An 18,373-nucleotide genomic window follows, 5' to 3' on the forward strand; every position below is an offset into this window, starting at 1 on the left:
TACTGTTGAAGCGCTATTGCCAACCTATCTAATACTCGTTAATATCGACCTGATAAGCATATTTATAAAGTGCAGCCACATACTATAAATGATGGGGCTTGGCGTGATTAAAGGGAAGTGATTGCGATGTTTGGTATCGAGAATTATCTAGGGTTTATCTTCGCGGCTATTTTGTTAAACCTAACACCAGGTACTGATAGCATGTACATCATTACCCGTAGTGTCTCACAGGGGCAAACAGCAGGGTTTTATTCTGTTCTTGGCATTACTTCGGGTATTTTGGTACATACGTTATTGGCGGCGCTAGGATTGTCCGTATTACTTGCTAACTCCCCTACCGCTTTTATGATTGTCAAATATATCGGTGCGGCTTACTTGTGCTATTTGGGTCTAAAAATGCTACTGAGCAAAAACTCGAGCTCAATAACGAACCGTTTATCCAAAGATCAGAACGTGACTAGCCGAAAGGCTGTAGATGGTTGGCAAATATATAAGCAAGGTGTGTTGACCAATACTTTTAACCCAAAAGTCGCTTTATTCTTCTTGGCGTTCTTCCCTCAGTTTATCGACGCTAGTTATGCTTATGGCATGCTGTCATTTTTGATGTTGGGACTGACTTTTGCCACCACAGGCTTTATATGGTGCTTGTGTTTGGCGATGTTGGCGTCAAAGTTCAGCAAAAAACTAAGAGCGAATCCAAAAATTGAATCCATAATGAATAAAATAAGTGGTGTCGTATTTATGGGGTTAGGAATTAAGTTATTGACTGAAAAGGCTTAAAGAGTAAAGTAACAAGAAGAAAAACGTCTTCCATAAAAAAGCCCAATCCCCTACTTTGACGGAGATTGGGCTTTTTATCATGCCAAGTCTAGTACATCACTAGCCAGCTTCTTTGCTTTCAGCAGCCAATTGACGTAGTACATAGTGCAATACGCCACCATGACGCACATATTCGCGCTCTTTTGGCGTTTGTAGACCAACATTTACCTCAAAGGTTTCTGCCGATCCGTCAGCACGCGTAGCCGTAACCGTGGCCGTTTTACTCTCGCCATTGTCCAGACCTGTGATGCTGAGCACTTCAGAACCATCTAGTTTGTATGTCTCCGCATTTTGACCGTCTTTAAACGTCAATGGCAATACACCCATACCGACTAGGTTTGAACGGTGAATACGCTCAAACGAGCTGGTTAACACGGCTTTTACGCCTAGCAGGATTGTACCTTTGGCTGCCCAGTCACGGCTAGAACCTGAACCATACTCTGACCCACCAAGCACGACGAGCGGACGCTTATCTTCTTTATACTTCATCGCTGCATTATAAATAGGCATTTCTTCGCCATCTTGTAACGTAGCGCTGTCATCTTCGAAGTAATAGGTATAACCGCCTTCTTTACCACCCATCATGGTATTTTTGATGCGGATATTGGCAAAAGTACCACGGGTCATGACTGCATCATTACCACGGCGTGAGCCATAGCTGTTGAAGTCCGCCTCCATCACACCACGCTCTTGCAAGTACTTACCTGCTGGTGAGTCTGGATCGATATTACCTGCTGGTGAGATATGATCGGTGGTGATTGAGTCACCAAACAGACCTAAGATACGTGCGCCTTCGATATCAGGGATACCTTCTGGCTCCATAGTCATACCATCAAAGAACGGTGGGTTTTTGATATAGGTTGACCCTTCATCCCATGGATACAATTGGCTATCCGCTGAACTAATTGCGTTCCATGCGGCACTACCATCAAATACTTCGCCGTAGTTTTTGCGGAACATATCAGCATCAATATTGTTGGCAATCAGCTCGTTAATCTCTTCTGAAGTTGGCCAGATGTCTTTTAGGAATACATCATTGCCATCTTGATCCTGTCCTAGTGGATGGGTGGTCAGATCGATATCGACTGTACCGGCTAGCGCATAGGCAACCACTAGTGGTGGTGATGCTAAGTAACTGGCTTTGACATGCGAGTGAATACGACCTTCAAAGTTACGGTTACCAGACAGTACTGCCGCCGCGACTAGGTCGTTTTCTTCAATGCCTTTTTCGATCTCTTCTGATAATGGCCCTGAGTTACCGATACAAGTCGTACAACCATACCCGACTAGGTAGAAGCCTGTTTTTTCTAGCTCATCCATCAGATGAGTTTTTTCTAGATAGTCGGTTACGACTTTAGAACCGGGTGCAAGCGATGTCTTAACCCAAGGCTTGGCTTTAAGACCTTTTGCAGCCGCTTTTTTGGCCACTAGACCTGCACCAATCATTACTGCTGGATTGGAAGTATTGGTACAAGAAGTAATAGCAGCAATAACTACCGACCCGTCTCGTAGTTTGTGTTGTTTGTCATCGATGCTGACATTTGAGAAGACATTGTTTGCTGGCGCATAACCTGCATTGTCATCACTGGTGTCAACTTCGATATTCGGTTCAGCCGCCAAGTGTTCAGCTTGCTCTTGCTCGCCCCCTTCTTGATCAAAGCGTACTTTGCCTTCTACTTCTGACTTACGATCTTTGGTCATTTTTTCTAGTGTTTCGCCAAACTTCTCATGCATATCAGACAAATTGATACGCTGCTGTGGCAAGTTCGGACCAGCAAGTGCTGGCTGTACTGACGACAGATCTAGTTCTAATTTGCTTGAATAAGTCGCCGCAGGTGTATCGGCATCGTGCCATAAGCCTTGCGCCTTAGCATATTTTTCAACCAGCTCAATCTGCTCTTCGTCACGGCCAGATAAACGCAGGTAATCAATCGCCATTTGGTCAATTGGGAAAATACCACAAGTCGCACCATACTCTGGTGACATGTTGGCAATGGTGGCGCGATCCGCTAGCGGCATACTGTGTAAGCCTTCGCCATAAAACTCGACGAACTTGCCCACTACGCCATGTGCACGCAGCATTTCAACGACACGTAATACCAAATCGGTTGCCGTGACGCCTTCGGTTAGCTTTCCTTTTAACTCAAAACCGACTACTTGTGGAATCAGCATCGATGACGGTTGACCCAGCATCGCGGCTTCAGCTTCGATACCGCCCACACCCCAACCAAGCACGCCAATACCATTAATCATCGTAGTATGGCTATCTGTACCAAACACTGTATCTGGATAAGCTGTCAGCTCGCCATCGACGTCTGCTGCCATCACGACACGGGCTAGATACTCAAGGTTAACCTGATGCACAATACCTGTCGCTGGCGGTACCACGACGAAGTTTTCAAAGGCTTGCTTGCCCCAATGCAAAAATTCATAGCGCTCATTGTTACGCTTAAATTCAATTTTTTCGTTCAAATCTAGCGCATCTTCGCGGCCATAAGCATCAACCTGTACAGAGTGATCGACGACCAGCTCACTAGGGATAAACGGATTGATCTGCTCAGCCTTACCGCCAAGCTCGACCACTGCATCACGCATCGCCGCCAAATCAACGACTGAGGGCACACCAGTGAAATCTTGCAATACCACACGCGCTGGCATAAAGGCGATTTCTTTTGACGCTTCAGCGCCTGCATCCCAGTTGGCAACCGCTTCGATATGGTTTTTGCCAACCGACTGGCCGCCATCTTCGTTACGCAATAGATTTTCTAATACCACTTTCATACAAAATGGTAGTGTCTTGATATGCTCATAAGTTTCGGTCAGCTTTGGCAGGCTGTAGTAGGCATGTTCCTTGCCAGCAACCGAAAGGGTGTCTTTTACATCAAAAATATCACTCATGATAGCTTCCTTATCGTTGTTATAAATCCTGGACATAAATTATTATAAGTTTATGTATGACTGGTGGCTCAATAAATGATTGATCTGTCTTGAATCAATATCGCAGTTTCGCAAAACTGTCTGATATAAGTCTGTGTTAACAAAAGAGATAATCATATCTGTAGTGATTAACAGAAACTCCCTTTTACCATAACAAACATACAAGGCTTTGTTAACGTCTGGACGTTGTCGAATCGTGGCACAATCGTAAACGTAACAACGGTTTAGCGAGCTATTTTTAAGCAATCCCTTTCTATTTATTTTTTGTCTTTTTTACGTCGCCCACTGCGGAACACGTAGCTGTCTTCATAAAAGTCAGTATCGGCATTTTCTGCCCAAAAATGCGGTACCCCTAAAATCGGTAACGGCGCAAGCTGGCGCGGTTTGACTTCATCATTGGATAATAATGTATCCATGTATTTGGCAACCTTGTCATCCAAATAGCGCATACGTTCAGCTAACAATAAGGTAAAGAATTCTTGTGCAACATGAATGACAATGCTATGAGCGCATAAAGGTTTGCGTGGATGTACCAACTGCTCAAGCAGTGCATGCCCAAAGATATAGACTGCTGCGTGAGCACTTGTATTCGGTTGTGCTGGGTTGTCCCATTTAGCACGTGGTTTCACCAAACTTGCCTGCCAGTCAAAATCAACCAATGCCTTGCCGATACTAGCATCAGAAGTCACTAGCACCGCCCCATTCTCATCAAAGACAGTAATAGTGTCGCGCACACGCCCTCGACGCTCACTAATACCCTGCTTAGCGATTTCTAGCATATGGTAGTAATTGAGCATAGCTTTAGTCTTCGGAAAGGTCAGCCAAATACTGCCATTAAACAAGTCATGTAAATTATCACGCGTCGGGATATTGCCAGTTGTGCCGATGAAATGCTCATAGGCCTCCCCTTCAGGCAATGCATTTTGAGAGACAAACTGTAGCGTTTGAGGCGCATGACCATGGGCAGGTTTAGTATGCGGTAACGGCTGTTGCAAATATTCAGCCTGCTGCGTTATCGCCGTTTTTAAGACCTTGGCAATCGTGTCAGGCGTATTGATGTCAGAAGCATTTATATCGTACTCATCTATGCTTTTCACATTATCCAAACTTTCTGAATCACCCAAATCACCCAAATTATCCAAGCTATTTCTCTGTGATTTCGAGCGACTAAGGTGTTCAATCGTGTTGCTGATATAACTCAATTGAGTAATATGCGATAACCAAGGCACTTGCCAGTCAATAGTAGCAAAGCTGTTATCAAGCTGACCTTCTACTACAGGCAGCTGCTTAGTATGAGTATCAGAGTTAAGTGTGGCGGGTAAATCACTGGCAGGCATAGACGCTCTCTCTTACAGGCTATCTCTATTAGACGTATGGACGGTATATGGTATCATGGTGCGCTTTTTTACTGCTAGATACGCCGCTCGAAAGGACTTTTTGAGCGCTATGGATGAATGAGTTTTATGGCAAATTTTAATACCCACTTAAATGTCGCCTTTATGGTCAGCGGCACACTGAGTTTGACGGTTTATAAAGCTGGATTGATTGATGATTCAGGATTTCTGGTGTGCGTGGCGCTTGGTACTATCGGTGGGTTGCTGCCAGACTTGGATTCTGATAATTCAACACCGATTAAGCTCGGTTTTAATATCACCTCGTTTATATTTGCCTTTGGGCTGGTCATGCATTGGCGTAGTGATTTGAGCTTACTGGCACTGATAGTATTGTGGCTGGCTGGCTACGGTTTTATGCGTTATGTCGTTTTTCATATTTTTACTACTATGACGGTGCATCGCGGCGTCATCCACTCTGTGCCGTATATGGCGATACTGGGATTGGGTCTGACGTGCTTAAGTTATTATGGCTTGCACCTACCACTGACGACCAGTTGGTTTTATGGTCTGTTTTTATTTGGTGGCGCGATAGTGCATTTGTCATTGGACGAGCTGTATAGCGTCAATTTGTCCAATATGAAAATGAAACGCTCATCGGGTACAGCGATGAAGTTTTATCAGCCAAAAGACAAATGGTGGTATTTGCTCTTATATACTATTCTGGCGCTACTGGTATATGCCGCTCCGCCTTTTGAGGTGTTTTGGTCACGATTAAGTGATCCTTCCGCATGGGCGCAGCTTAAGGTCGGTATATTGCCAGAATTAATAAAAAGCATGCTGCAATAAAGTTATCAAAAGACCATTGAGCCTAAACGAATAAGCCCAAACAAAAATTAGAGTAAAACATGCAATCTTACCCAAGTACTTGCCCGTGCCAAATCAATCCAACAGCAGAGACGGCAGACGCTCCGCTATCCTATCAAGACTGCTGCAAGCCATATCATGATGCTTTTTATAATGATGAGGTTGATAAAGCAGATGGTATAAAAGCGGAGACAGCCGAACGGTTGATGCGTACGCGCTATAGTGCCTTTGCATTGGTGAAACCAGAGTATATCGTCAAGACCACAATGCCTGCTCAGCAAGCATTACTTGATGTTGCAGCGATCGAAAGTTGGGCAAAAGAGACGGATTGGGCAGGATTAGAGATAGTAGAGCACACGCCAAAGCTTGGTAAACGTCATGCACAGGTTGAGTTTAAGGCTTATTTTAAAAGTCCTGAGGAAACATCAGGTGGTTTAGACGAAAAAATACAGGCGCATCACGAACTGTCTACTTTCGTAAAGGTTATAAACAGAGCTAATAACGATGCGCGCTGGTATTTCTTAGACCCGACGGTTGCGATGATAGTCAGCCAAAAGCAACCGTGCATTTGTGGGTCTGGTGAGAAGTTTAAGCGGTGTTGTGGGAGTTATATTTAAACAGTATTGGATATTCATTAACCGCTAAACACTCGCCCCAACGGCTCGTGCAATCGCAATGCCTTCGTCCACTGTTAAAAACTTGCGCTGGCTTGGGCTGTCTTTATAAATGACATCGCCATCTTGAAAGATTAAGCATTCATTGACAGCCAATTGCTGCCATTTCTCATTTTCAGTCAATGGCACAGTGACCAAAATCGTGACTTTATCTGTGTCTGTAGTCACATCACCAAAGTTAATCGCCATATCATCATCAGCCAGTTTGGCTTCACCAAATGGCGCTTTACGTGTGAGATAAAACAGCAAGCTACCCGCATAAGCCAGTTGCCACCTGCCATTCGATATTAAGCAATTAAATAACCCATTGGCAGAGAGATAGCGACACTGTGTGGTCAAAAAATTAAACAGCGTTTTGTCATCAGGACGCGACTTAAAGCTGCTTTTTAGACGATTGACCAAATAACAGAATGCCATTTCAGAATCAGTTGAACCGACTGGCTGACAGTGTGAGGCATTGCCGTTGTCTTGTAAGCGCTGACAGCGTTTGATAAATTCGCTATTCATCTGCCCATTGTGCGCAAATACCCACTGTTCGCCCCATACTTCACGGACGAATGGATGGGTGTTTGCCAAACAGTTCTGCCCTTGCGTCGCTTTACGAATATGCGCGATGACATTCATGGCTTTGATTGGGTAGTTATTGACCAAGTCAGCGACTGGCGACAGATGGCTTGGACGATTGTCATGAAACAAACGCAGACCCGTTGAGTCATTTGCCGTCTCATCGTTGGTTTTGTCGTTATTACTGCATTCGCTGCGCTCAAAAAAGGCAATACCAAAGCCATCTTCATGACTGTCCGTCATCCCGCCGCGCTTGCGAAATCCTGCAAAGCTAAAGCCAATATCCGTTGGGGTATTACAGTTCATTCCTAAGAGTTGACACATTTAATCATTACCGCCGTTATTATCGTCTATTATCGAGTTACCTTGAGTAGCATTGCTTTGAGCGGCAGATAGCGCATCAAAGTCAGCATCACTCATCTCATCCAGTAAGGCGGCACCATCAGTTGGGATGGTATCCAAAATGCGCTGAGCTTCTGCCAGATCGGTACTTTCTACCCAAAGAACGATACCCGAGTTCATACCTGGGATAGCGCTTAGCGGTTGCAAGGACACGGTAATGCCGTTATTACGTAGTAGGTTGGCGTGTAGCTCACCTTGCATATTGGTATCGTAGCGCGCCAGTTTGTGCCAGTTATCAACTTGATCGGTCATGGGGTCGCCTCTAAGGTTTCGGTACTAAAATTAGTACTAGAATAAATGAATAAGCAATACTTAAGACAATTGATCTAGCGTATATTCTTTGATTGCAAACTCACTACTATTTAATGTTTCCTGCGCTTGCTCAGCTTGCGAGATGCTGCTAAATACACCAACTATTTGATTGTCTGGTTTGCTTAATAGTACAAATACGGTATTTTGCGACTTTTCAACATGCGCCCAATGATAAGCGGCCAAGCGTTTCATCAAGTCAGGATTTTTGACCATGATGTTATCACCCGTACGGCCTTCGGTACGATTGTAGTGAATCACATTTAGGCGTAATAACCAGAAAATCACTGCCGCTTTTGCCAGCATAACAGGTAGTGCACGGTTTTCATCGTTATTTAACGGGCGTATCGATTCATAACCTTGTAAGAACGCCGCCATTTTACTGCGGTCAAAGTTAACGGCTTCGCCTTGTTCTGCAACGCCCCACGTGGTACAAAAATCATTGATAGTAATGGCAATATCCATCACATAATGCTCGACACTGACTTCGGTGAAGTCCAACAGACCCGTCAAACGCGCTTCGCCTTTTTGTAGATTCCATAAGGTATTGTCGGCAAACATGTCTAAATGGCATAAGCCTTTTGGCAAGGTTGTCAGTGGCAATTCCGAATAAGAGCGCCAGATATCGCTCATCAGCTTAGCTTCGTCACCTGGCATAAACTGCATTTCACGGTCGCGCACATCTGCCCATGGGTACAAAGGCACGCCATATTGCTCACTTGGTTGTAGTGCTTGTAGCGTTTCATGCAGCATCGCTAATGCCGCGCCAATATCATGACACATTGCTTGCGTGGTTTGATCTGGATGTGAACCTGTTAGACACGGCACTAGCGTAATCGCTTTGTCTTCATAATGGATGACATAACGCTTATCATCGTTATCCGTTTGCGAACCATTTGACTCAACAACGGCTAGCGGCGCGGCAACTGGTAATTTGCCATTTAATTGATTAAGAATAACGGCCATTTTTTCGATATCAGCAGGTGGACGCTCTTCAAATAAAGTGAATACGTAAGAGTACGTGCCATCTACATCGTCAGTCGTTTGAATAAACCAGTTTGAGTTTTTAATACCTTGAGTGATCGGAATCGCGCGGGCAAACGACACGCCAAAGCTTTGGCAAAAGGTGGCAAACTGATCATCGGTTAACTGGGTATAGACGGACATGACATCTCACTTATAGCAATTGGATAAGAAGTTAAATAGGATAAATTTATGCGGTAATGACAGCAATTGTACCGCGCATGATAAAACTATGGTGAAAAGCGTAATAATCTTGCGAAAACCTGCCTGAAATAGCAGTGATTTTGCTAGACTAGCGCCTATGAATTGATTATAAGGTGAAAGACCCTATGTTAGCAAAGCGTATCATTCCTTGCTTGGACGTTGACAATGGCCGCGTGGTCAAAGGCGTGCAATTTGTCGATATCAAAGACGCAGGCGATCCTGTCGAAGTAGCCAAACGCTACAACGAACAGGGCGCTGATGAAATTACTTTTTTGGATATTACTGCGACCAATGATGAGCGCGATACCACTTATCATACTGTTGAGCGCATGGCAGAAACGGTATTCGTTCCGCTGACTGTTGGCGGCGGCGTACGAAAAATCGCTGATATCCGCAATTTGCTCAATGCTGGCGCGGATAAAGTGGCGATTAACTCAGCAGCCGTATTTACGCCAGAGTTCGTTGGTGAAGCCGCTCAGAAATTTGGTAATCAGTGTATCGTCGTTGCTATCGATGCCAAACGCGTCGCTGATATCAACGTCGATGGTATTGTCGTGCCACGTTGGGAGATTTTCACCCATGGTGGCCGTAAGCCAACAGGTATCGATGCCGTTGCTTGGGCGAGCAAAATGGCAGAGCTGGGCGCTGGTGAATTACTGGTCACCTCGATGGACGGTGACGGTACCAAAAAAGGCTACGACTTGGCGCTCATGCAGCAAATTACGAGCCGCGTTAATGTACCCGTTATCGCTTCAGGCGGCGTCGGTAACCTGCAACATTTAGCAGAAGGCGTACTAGAAGGCGGCGTAGATGCCGTACTTGCCGCCAGTATTTTTCACTTTGGCGAGTACACAGTATTGGAGGCCAAAGAGTATATGGCAGCGCAAGGAATACAGATGCGTCTTTAGCACGCTCGTAATATACAAATAAAACCCAAAAAAATGCTATCATAGCGCTAACCATTTATTTTCGTTCAATTAACTAGGGTAACGCCAAAATAATAGGCGACCGAGTCGATTGAACGCATCAGACTATTTAGCTATTTATTGACGCCTATATTTCAATTGAACGCTTATTAAGCAAAGGATTTTTTATGTCGAATATACAACAGCAGCGCAACGACGTGACTCATATCGATGGTAACCTACATCAAAGCGCTGATGCTCGCATTGGTATCGTTGTTGGTCGTTTTAACGGTTTTGTCGTTGAGTCATTGGTTGATGGTGCAATCGATGCCCTACTCCGTCATGGTGTATTGGGTAGCAACATTACTGTTATTCGTGTGCCTGGCGCATTTGAGCTACCACTTGTGGCCCAACGTGCTGCTGAATCAGATCGCTTTGATGCGATTGTGGCACTGGGTGCAATCATCCGTGGCAGCACGCCGCATTTTGATATTGTAGCTAGCGAGTCGGCCAAAGGTTTGAGCGCTGTGGCAATGGATTATAATATCCCTGTTGCTAACGGTATCATCACTACTGATAGCATCGAGCAAGCTATCGAGCGCTCTGGTACTAAAGCGGGCAACAAAGGCTCTGAAGCTGCGATGGTTGTACTAGAAATGATCGCTGTTTTGTCACAACTTGATATTGATGATATCGATGAAGCGTAAGCTTTAAAGCTCAAATTTATTAGTTTAACTGGTGCTGCTATTTAGTAATAACAGCACCTCATAGCACTAGCCAGCTATCAAAACAATTGGCTACTTTTTGAATTTTCGCCGTATTTCTATACTCTTTGAAGTTTTAAATAAACAAAGCTAAAAAGCTACTTTGTTATTTATATTTTGACTGGGTACCATCTCAAAAATTTAGGTACAGACCCCCTATGACTGACCAACTCAAGCGCGCTATTAGCGCTGCGAAAACCGCACAAGCCAATGATGGACAAGCTGAAGCTACCCGTATAGCGAGCAGTAGTGCGGGTGATCAAACATTCGATATGAGTGAGTCTTCTTACAAGACCAGTCACACTGCTATCCGTAAGGCACGTCGCTTTGCCATGCAAGGCCTATACGAATGGCTCGTCACTGATCGCCGCTTTGATGTAGATGGCAAGCTTGGCTGGAAAGCCAATGCTCCGCATGATATTGCTGCTCGCACGCGTGCAACCAATGCCATGCATACCGTCCATATCGGTTATTATCATGAAATGATGCGCGACATTCCAGAGCAGATTGAAGCTCTCGATGCGCTTATCAGTCAGCATCTCGATCGTGAGGTTGATAAGCTAGATACGGTTGAGCACGCTATCTTGTTGATTGGCGCGTATGAGCTACAGAACCGTGTAGAGATTCCTTACAAAGTCGTGCTTGATGAAGCGATGAAGCTAAATAATCACTTTGGGGCGACTGACGCTCATAAATTGATCAATGCAGTACTGGATAAAATGGCTGGTGAGCTGCGCGCTTTAGAGGTACAAGCAGATACTAATGCCAATCTACGTACGTCACAAAAAGCGGCGGCTAAACAGTCTGAAGCAGAACCAGTAGATAGCATCGAAACTGCTGCTGAAACAGAAAGCACGATCGTCGATGAGCCGACTGCATCAAATAAGCCGCGTATCAGTGCTAACAAAGCCAACGTTAAACGCAGTAGTGCCAGTAAAGCCAGTGCAAATATCAGTGACTTTAAGGCGAGTAAGAAAAACGCTAACGATACCAAAGACTAAGACTAGCCATGAACGAGTTTGAGCTGATTGAGCGTATATTCTCACAGATGCAGGCCACGCATGCACCATCAACTGGTATCGAAAAAGGTATCGGTGACGATGCGGCTGTGATGGCATTGCCAGCAGGATCACGCTTGGTTAGCTGTATTGATACACTGGTTCAAGGTCGTCACTTTCATGCTGATTGGCAAAGAGTTGACGAATTAGCATTTGCGATTGGCTATAAAGCCGTGGCCGTTAATGTCTCAGACATTGCAGCTATGGGTGCGACGCCGCATAGCATTATGCTAGCACTGGCATTACCTGAACGTTTGGCAAAACACGAATGGCTTACTGAGTTTGCCAAAGGGCTGTTTCATGCGTGCCAGCTGTTTGGCGTAACGCTGATAGGTGGTGATACCACGCGCAGTGAGCGTTTAGTACTCAGTATCAGTGCTCAGGGATTGCTGTCCGCAGATACACCTGCCATTTACCGCTCAGGTGCGCAAGTGGGTGATAAGGTTTATGTTTCAGGCACCCTTGGTGATGCCGCTTTCGCCTTACAGCATCCTGACAGCGCACAAGGTATTGAGTTGGCGCATCGTCTACATATGCCAACGCCGCGTATTGCACTAGGTGCAGCATTGGCAAAGATGGGTGCAACAGCGATGATAGACATCTCCGACGGTCTTTATCAAGATCTTGGTCATATCTGTCAGCAAAGCTCTGTAGGTATGCGCATCCACTTAGACAAGCTACCGAGTAGCGAGTCATTGTCTACTGTCGATTTGTCTGATCGCTTATTAGGTCAGCTAGCGGGCGGCGATGATTATGAACTGGCATTTACTTTGCCTGCGCATATCAAACCGCCTACTGGCAACACACCTGTCACTTGTATCGGCGAGGTAATTGCACTATCAGATCCGATAGCGATAGATACCAAGTCTCCTGATAACTCACGTCTTGAACTGTTTTATCAAAATCAGCCAGTGACGCCTACTCAGCCCGCACCGTTTTCAATATGGCCCAACCTTACTGGCTACCAACACTTTACAGGCTAATCCATGACTGATCACGACTTATCTAAGCCTGACATCCGTAAAGCAAATGACTGCCCACCCTTACCGGTCGGTGCTAACGCGCTTGACCGTGTGGTTTATTGGCTCGGTATCGGTTTAGGTAGTGGTTTGCCGCGCCGTGCACCTGGCACTTGGGGTACCGTTGGTGGGCTGATCATTGCAATACCATTGTTGAGTTTGGGCTTTATACCTTTTCTCATTTTGACAATTCTATCTTGTATTTTGGGCGTTTGGATTTGCGGACGCACTGCTGAGCTAATGCAAGGTCACGACGATCCGCATATCGTTTGGGATGAGTGGGCTGGTATTTGGATTACCCTACTACCCTTGTCTTATATGGGGATTGCTGACGATAACTTTTGGCAAAATGTGTCTCAAGAGCTTTCTATTTTCGCCATTGTTTTCGCTTTTATCTTATTTCGATTTTTTGATATCGTTAAGCCGCCACCGATTGGATGGGCTGATAAAAGGGTTGCTGGTGGGTTAGGCATTATGCTTGATGACATCATCGCCGGTATCATGGCAGCAGTAGTATGGGTAGCGGTTATGTTTGGCGTGCTGTTATAAGCTACCCTAACTACCACGATACTGAGCTAACTACTCTACAACCGCTAATCCCAGCAACGTTATCAATTTGAACGCTACTCTTCTGCATAGATGATTGATTTATTGTCAGCAGGTTGCATTACAAAGCCTGCACATCACAGTGTTTTTCTAACTGAACATTTGCGCTATAATCCAATATTATATTTTGTTACATTTGCGAGCCTATTATGACATCTCCTCTTTCTGTAATTATTTTAGCTGCCGGTAAAGGCACACGTATGCAATCGGCAAAGCCAAAGGTATTGCAGACATTGGCTGGGAAGTCTTTGTTAGGCCATGTACTAGATACTTGTCATCAGTTAACTGTTGATGAAACTATTATTGTTCATGGCTTTGGTGGTGATCAAGTAAAGTCAGAAATTACCAATCAATATACACAAGCATCGATTACTTGGGTTGCTCAAACTGAACAATTGGGAACTGGCCATGCGGTCAAGGTAACACTGTCTGATTTGCCCAAGTCAGGACAAAGTCTTATTCTTTACGGTGATGTGCCATTGGTCAGCTGTGAGACATTGACAGCATTAAAAACTGCCAATACTGATGGTATGTCGATGCTGACATTGACTGTTGATAATCCATTTGGCTTGGGTCGTATTAAGCGTGACCAAGCAGGCAATATTGAAGCCATCATTGAACAAAAAGATGCTGATGCTGAAGAGCAAAGCATTAGAGAAATTAATAGCGGTATTTACTGTGTCGATAATGCGCTACTGCACAAATACTTGCCTGAGCTCTCTAACGACAATGCACAGCAAGAATATTATCTGACGGATATCGTTAAAATGGTAGTTGCCGATGGTATTACTATCGCGGCGATTGAGCCTGAGCATACGTTTGAGATTGAAGGGGTTAATAACCGCCAACAGCTTGCTAGTCTAGAGCGCACTTGGCAACGTAAGCTAGTTGCTGACTTACAAGAAGCTGGCGTACAGTTTGCCGACCCTACCCGTGTCGATATTCGTGGTACGTTAAGCGCTGGTCAAGATGTGTTTATTGACGTTAATGTGGTATTTGAAGGTGACTGTACCTTAGGTGACAACGTCTATATCGAAGCGGGCTGTGTTATCAAAAATGCCAAGATTGGTAATGCCTGCTACATCAAACCGTATTGCGTGATCGATCGTGCCGATATCGGTGCCGGTGTTGATATCGGGCCTTTTGCGCATTTGCGTCCTGATACCGTACTATCTGATAACAGCAAAGTTGGTAATTTTGTCGAAATTAAAAAATCGACTATTGGTCAAGGCAGTAAAGTAAATCACTTAAGCTACGTCGGTGATGCGACTGTCGGTACAGGCGTGAATATCGGTGCTGGTGTCATTACCTGTAACTATGACGGTGCTAATAAATCGCAAACCATCATTGAAGACAATGCTTTTATCGGCTCCAATGCTAGCTTAGTTGCGCCTGTGACGATTGGTAATACTGCGACTGTGGCGGCAGGTTCTGTGGTTACCAAAGATGTTGATAACAATGCTTTGGCCTTTGGCCGTGCGCGTCAGGTGCAAAAAAATGATTTTCAGCGTCCGACGAAGAAGTAGCCAGCTCGTTGCTAGTGTGATCAATGACCATCACTCTTGAGCAACCCTAAGCAGTACTTCAATCTTTGTGATGCTGCTTCATCATATTTATATGTTGATGACTCATCATTAATGTTCAACCAAATTTTTGATCTTGTACCATTATATATTGAACTACTAAAATTTGAATCTAAGGAATAGCCATGTGTGGAATTGTAGGCGCCGTTGCTGAGCGAAATATCGCTAATATCTTACTTGAAGGCCTAAAGCGTTTAGAATATCGCGGCTATGACTCAGCTGGTCTGACGGTTATTCGTGATGGTGAACTACACCGTGAGCGCCAAGTGGGTAAAGTACAGGCACTGGTTAATGCCGTTGCTATCAATCCAGAGTTTTTTGATGGTCATATCGGTATTGCTCATACACGCTGGGCAACTCATGGTGAGCCGGCACAGCGTAATGCGCACCCACACGTATCAGGCAAGATTGCGGTCGTTCATAACGGCATCGTCGAAAACTACGCTGAACTAAAAGAAGAGCTAATAGCCAAAGGCTACGTGTTTACTTCACAGACAGATACTGAAGTTGTGGCTCATCTGATCCATGATATCTACAAAAAGACACCTGACTTGTTAGAAGCGGTCCGCACCATTATTCCGTTATTGCACGGTGCTTTTGCATTGGGTATTGTCCACGTAGATTGCCCTGATGAGCTCATTACTGTACGTCTAGGCTCACCTTTGGTTATTGGTGTCGGCATCGGTGAGAATTTTATCGCGTCAGATCAGTTGGCATTGCTACCAGTGACTAACCGCTTTATGTATCTAGAAGAAGGTGATATCGCCAAATTAACTCGCAATAGCATTCAGGTTTATACAGATGGTGTTGAAGTCCAACGTCAGATACATGAAATTGATGCAACCCAGCACAATGCCGATAAAGGCGAGTTCAAGCATTATATGCTCAAAGAGATTTACGAGCAGCCAGATGCTGTCGCTCGTACGATCGAGATGGCTTTGGATAATGGTGAAACCACCAAATTACGCGACGATTTTTTACAGCGTCATGAGACACTGTTATCAGGTATTCGTCATGTACAAGTGATTGCTTGTGGTACCAGTTATCACGCTGGTATGGTCGCAAAATACTGGTTTGAGAGCCTTATTCGTATACCTTGCTCGGTCGAGGTTGCCAGCGAATTCCGCTATCGCAATCCTGTCGTCGTCGATAATACTTTGGTCATCTGTATTTCTCAATCTGGTGAAACGGCCGACACCTTATCGGCGTTACGTGATATCCAGAAGCAAACACCAGCAGGCTTAGTCAGCTTGGCATTATGTAATGTACCGACGTCATCGCTGGTACGCGAAACAGATATTTTCTTGCCGACGTTAGCAGGGCCTGAGATTGGCGTCGCCTCTACCAAAGCATTTACCACTCAGCTTGTGGCATTGATATTATTGATATTAAAAGTTGGTGTCACGCAGAAACGCATGACTGACGAACACTTAAATACGTTATTAAGTGAGTTACATCAATTACCAGGACAACTCTACGCCAGCTTAAACCTTGATGCTCCTATCAAGACCATGAGTGAAAGCTTTGAGGATAAGAAAAGCTGTCTATTTTTAGGTCGCGGGCTACAGTTCCCGATTGCGCTAGAAGGCGCGTTAAAGCTTAAAGAAATTTCTTACATTCATGCAGAAGGTTATGCGGCAGGTGAACTCAAACACGGTCCATTAGCATTGGTCGATAAAGACATGCCTATCGTCGTACTAGCGCCTAAAGACAGTATGTTTGATAAATTAAAAGCCAACATGCAAGAAGTTCATGCGCGTCATGGCGAGCTATTTGTGTTCGCTAGCGAAGCCAGTCAAATGGTCGCAGAAGATAGACTACATTTAGTATATGTGCCTGATGTTTGCGAGACGCTTGCTCCTATTGTCTACAGCGTGCCTGTGCAGCTATTGTCATACCATGTAGCAGTAATGCGTGGCACAGACGTCGACCAGCCACGCAATTTGGCAAAATCAGTCACGGTAGAATAAGCAAAGTTACTCTACGACAGCTCTGAAAAAGATAAGTATTTACCCCTGCTATTGTGAACTCAGTAGCAGGGGTTTTTTATAATTTTAGAATGATTAGTCTGTAGGTCAGAGAAAACTAGTAAGAACTGCCTGAGCAAAAATTAAATAAAGATACTTAGATCCAGCTCCAAATAATCCGCATATTTTAAAAATTGGTGAAAAGCAGAATTTCGATACAAAAAAAATAGTGACACTCTATCTATTCACTAGAGTATCACTATTATTGTGCTTATTTGGTGGCTACATTTAGTTGCCTGTAACGACGTTTAGTCTCTTTCTAGGACAACTCTATAGCGAGCATTGCCACTCTCTAATCGCTCAAACGCTTCATTAATCTCAGACATTTTGTATGTTTCAGTGACTGGCTGAATATTATGGCGCGCAGCAAAATCTAGCATTTTACGTAGCGTCGATGGTGAGCCAACTGGCGAGCCTGATAGACTATTCTGAGCCATAATCATTGGTGCAGCCGATATCTCTAGTGGCGCTTCTAACAGTCCAACAAAATGCAGCTTACCTTTTGGTCTTAGCGTCTTGATCACGACATCCCAGTTCATATCAACGTTCACTGTTGAGATGATTAGATCGAAAGAACCTGCGGCTTTTTCAATTTCGCTATCATCTCTTGAGTTTAGTGAATGGTGAGCGCCCATCTCTTTTGCTTCTTCCATTTTTGATTCACTGGTAAATGCTGTCACTTCACAGCCCCACGCATTGGCAAACTGCAATGCCAAATGACCCAAACCACCAATACCAATTACAGCCACTCTAGAAGTTGGTTTGATGTCGTACTGCATAAGTGGGTTAAACACTGTGATACCACCACATAACAGTGGTCCTACCGCGTTAAAATCAAGCCCTTCAGGTATCTTGATGACGCTAGTATCTTTTGCGCGTACTTTATCTGCGAAGCCGCCGTGGTTACCAATGATCGTACCTTCTTGCTCAGGGCATAGGTTGTGGTCTCCATCAATGCATAGATCGCAGACGTTACAGTATCCTTTATGCCAGCCAAGTCCGACTTTATCGCCCAATTCTAGATGCTTGACTTGCTTGCCTTTATTGAGGACTTTACCTGCAACCTCATGCCCACCGACAAACGGATATTGAGTCATACCCCATTCGTTTTGCCACATCGATAAATCACTATGGCAAATGCCGCAGCTATGTACTTCGATTTCTACTTCGTGATCGCCTAAAGCACCTGGGTCATATTCATAAGGCTCAAACTTGCCACCTTTTTCTTTTGCTGCGTATGCATTAATCATAGTTATTCCTTATTTTCTAGTTTTTTAGAGA

At 44.7% G+C, this 18,373-nt stretch carries 16 protein-coding genes; 10 read left to right on the top strand and 6 right to left on the bottom strand.

Annotation, left to right across the window (positions count from 1 at the left end; translation table 11 throughout):
* The first annotated feature begins 126 nt into the window (after positions 1-126).
* Positions 127-780 (top strand): LysE family translocator, encoded by a 654-nt coding sequence (locus CXF62_RS10560; RefSeq protein ID WP_102094314.1) that lies wholly within the window; start codon positions 127-129, stop codon positions 778-780.
* 99 nt (positions 781-879) lie between these two features.
* Here CXF62_RS10560 and CXF62_RS10565 read toward each other — a convergent pair whose 3' ends face one another.
* Positions 880-3,717 (bottom strand): aconitate hydratase, encoded by a 2,838-nt coding sequence (locus tag CXF62_RS10565; RefSeq protein ID WP_102094315.1) that lies wholly within the window; start codon positions 3,715-3,717, stop codon positions 880-882.
* 296 nt (positions 3,718-4,013) lie between these two features.
* Positions 4,014-5,093 carry a DUF3025 domain-containing protein gene (locus CXF62_RS10570; RefSeq protein ID WP_102094316.1) on the bottom strand — a complete coding sequence of 360 codons (1,080 nt, stop codon included), beginning with the start codon at positions 5,091-5,093 and terminating at the stop codon, positions 4,014-4,016.
* Between the two features lie 126 nt (positions 5,094-5,219).
* Between CXF62_RS10570 and CXF62_RS10575 the strand changes: the two genes are divergently transcribed.
* Together CXF62_RS10575 and CXF62_RS10580 are read left to right on the top strand one after the other, a co-directional pair.
* Positions 5,220-5,936, top strand: coding sequence for a metal-dependent hydrolase (locus CXF62_RS10575; protein ID WP_102078388.1), 717 nt, complete (start codon positions 5,220-5,222; stop codon positions 5,934-5,936).
* 59 nt (positions 5,937-5,995) lie between these two features.
* Positions 5,996-6,571 (top strand): YchJ family protein, encoded by a 576-nt coding sequence (locus CXF62_RS10580; protein WP_102094317.1) that lies wholly within the window; start codon positions 5,996-5,998, stop codon positions 6,569-6,571.
* Positions 6,572-6,595: 24 nt separating this feature from the next.
* Here CXF62_RS10580 and CXF62_RS10585 read toward each other — a convergent pair whose 3' ends face one another.
* From CXF62_RS10585 to CXF62_RS10595, 3 genes are read right to left on the bottom strand one after another with little or no spacing between them, the layout of a single operon-like run.
* Positions 6,596-7,516, bottom strand: a complete 921-nt coding sequence (locus CXF62_RS10585) for a class II glutamine amidotransferase (RefSeq protein ID WP_057762068.1) — start codon at positions 7,514-7,516, stop codon at positions 6,596-6,598.
* Positions 7,517-7,846, bottom strand: a complete 330-nt coding sequence (locus CXF62_RS10590; protein WP_227526709.1) for a hypothetical protein — start codon at positions 7,844-7,846, stop codon at positions 7,517-7,519.
* A 60-nt stretch (positions 7,847-7,906) separates the two neighbouring features.
* Entirely contained in the window at positions 7,907-9,070 is a 1,164-nt protein-coding gene (locus tag CXF62_RS10595) for a homoserine kinase (protein WP_102094318.1), read from the bottom strand.
* Between the two features lie 185 nt (positions 9,071-9,255).
* Here CXF62_RS10595 and hisF point away from each other — a divergent pair, with 185 nt between their 5' ends.
* The 7 genes from hisF to glmS all read left to right on the top strand — a co-directional run bounded on the left by hisF (position 9,256) and on the right by glmS (position 17,035).
* Positions 9,256-10,038 (top strand): imidazole glycerol phosphate synthase subunit HisF, encoded by a 783-nt coding sequence (gene hisF, locus CXF62_RS10600; RefSeq protein WP_101205985.1) that lies wholly within the window; start codon positions 9,256-9,258, stop codon positions 10,036-10,038.
* 185 nt (positions 10,039-10,223) lie between these two features.
* A complete protein-coding gene (gene ribE, locus CXF62_RS10605; RefSeq protein ID WP_102094319.1) occupies positions 10,224-10,742 on the top strand; it encodes a 6,7-dimethyl-8-ribityllumazine synthase in 519 nt (172 codons plus the stop codon).
* Positions 10,743-10,957: 215 nt separating this feature from the next.
* On the top strand, positions 10,958-11,800 hold the full coding sequence (gene nusB, locus CXF62_RS10610) for a transcription antitermination factor NusB (protein WP_102094320.1): 843 nt from the start codon (positions 10,958-10,960) through the stop codon (positions 11,798-11,800).
* A gap of 8 nt (positions 11,801-11,808) precedes the next feature.
* A complete protein-coding gene (thiL, locus tag CXF62_RS10615; RefSeq protein ID WP_102094321.1) occupies positions 11,809-12,840 on the top strand; it encodes a thiamine-phosphate kinase in 1,032 nt (343 codons plus the stop codon).
* Between the two features lie 3 nt (positions 12,841-12,843).
* Positions 12,844-13,425: a phosphatidylglycerophosphatase A family protein gene (locus tag CXF62_RS10620; RefSeq protein WP_102094322.1), complete on the top strand. Its 582-nt coding sequence runs from the start codon at positions 12,844-12,846 to the stop codon at positions 13,423-13,425.
* A 206-nt stretch (positions 13,426-13,631) separates the two neighbouring features.
* Complete coding sequence (gene glmU, locus CXF62_RS10625; protein ID WP_102094323.1) at positions 13,632-15,008, top strand: bifunctional UDP-N-acetylglucosamine diphosphorylase/glucosamine-1-phosphate N-acetyltransferase GlmU; 1,377 nt, start codon at positions 13,632-13,634, stop codon at positions 15,006-15,008.
* Positions 15,009-15,190: 182 nt separating this feature from the next.
* Positions 15,191-17,035, top strand: a complete 1,845-nt coding sequence (glmS, locus tag CXF62_RS10630) for a glutamine--fructose-6-phosphate transaminase (isomerizing) (RefSeq protein ID WP_102094324.1) — start codon at positions 15,191-15,193, stop codon at positions 17,033-17,035.
* A gap of 305 nt (positions 17,036-17,340) precedes the next feature.
* Here glmS and ahr read toward each other — a convergent pair whose 3' ends face one another.
* Positions 17,341-18,342 carry an NADPH-dependent aldehyde reductase Ahr gene (gene ahr, locus CXF62_RS10635; protein ID WP_102094325.1) on the bottom strand — a complete coding sequence of 334 codons (1,002 nt, stop codon included), beginning with the start codon at positions 18,340-18,342 and terminating at the stop codon, positions 17,341-17,343.
* Positions 18,343-18,373: the final 31 nt, after the last annotated feature.

This window comes from Psychrobacter sp. MES7-P7E (assembly GCF_002863645.1).
Taxonomy (GTDB): Bacteria; Pseudomonadota; Gammaproteobacteria; order Pseudomonadales; family Moraxellaceae; genus Psychrobacter.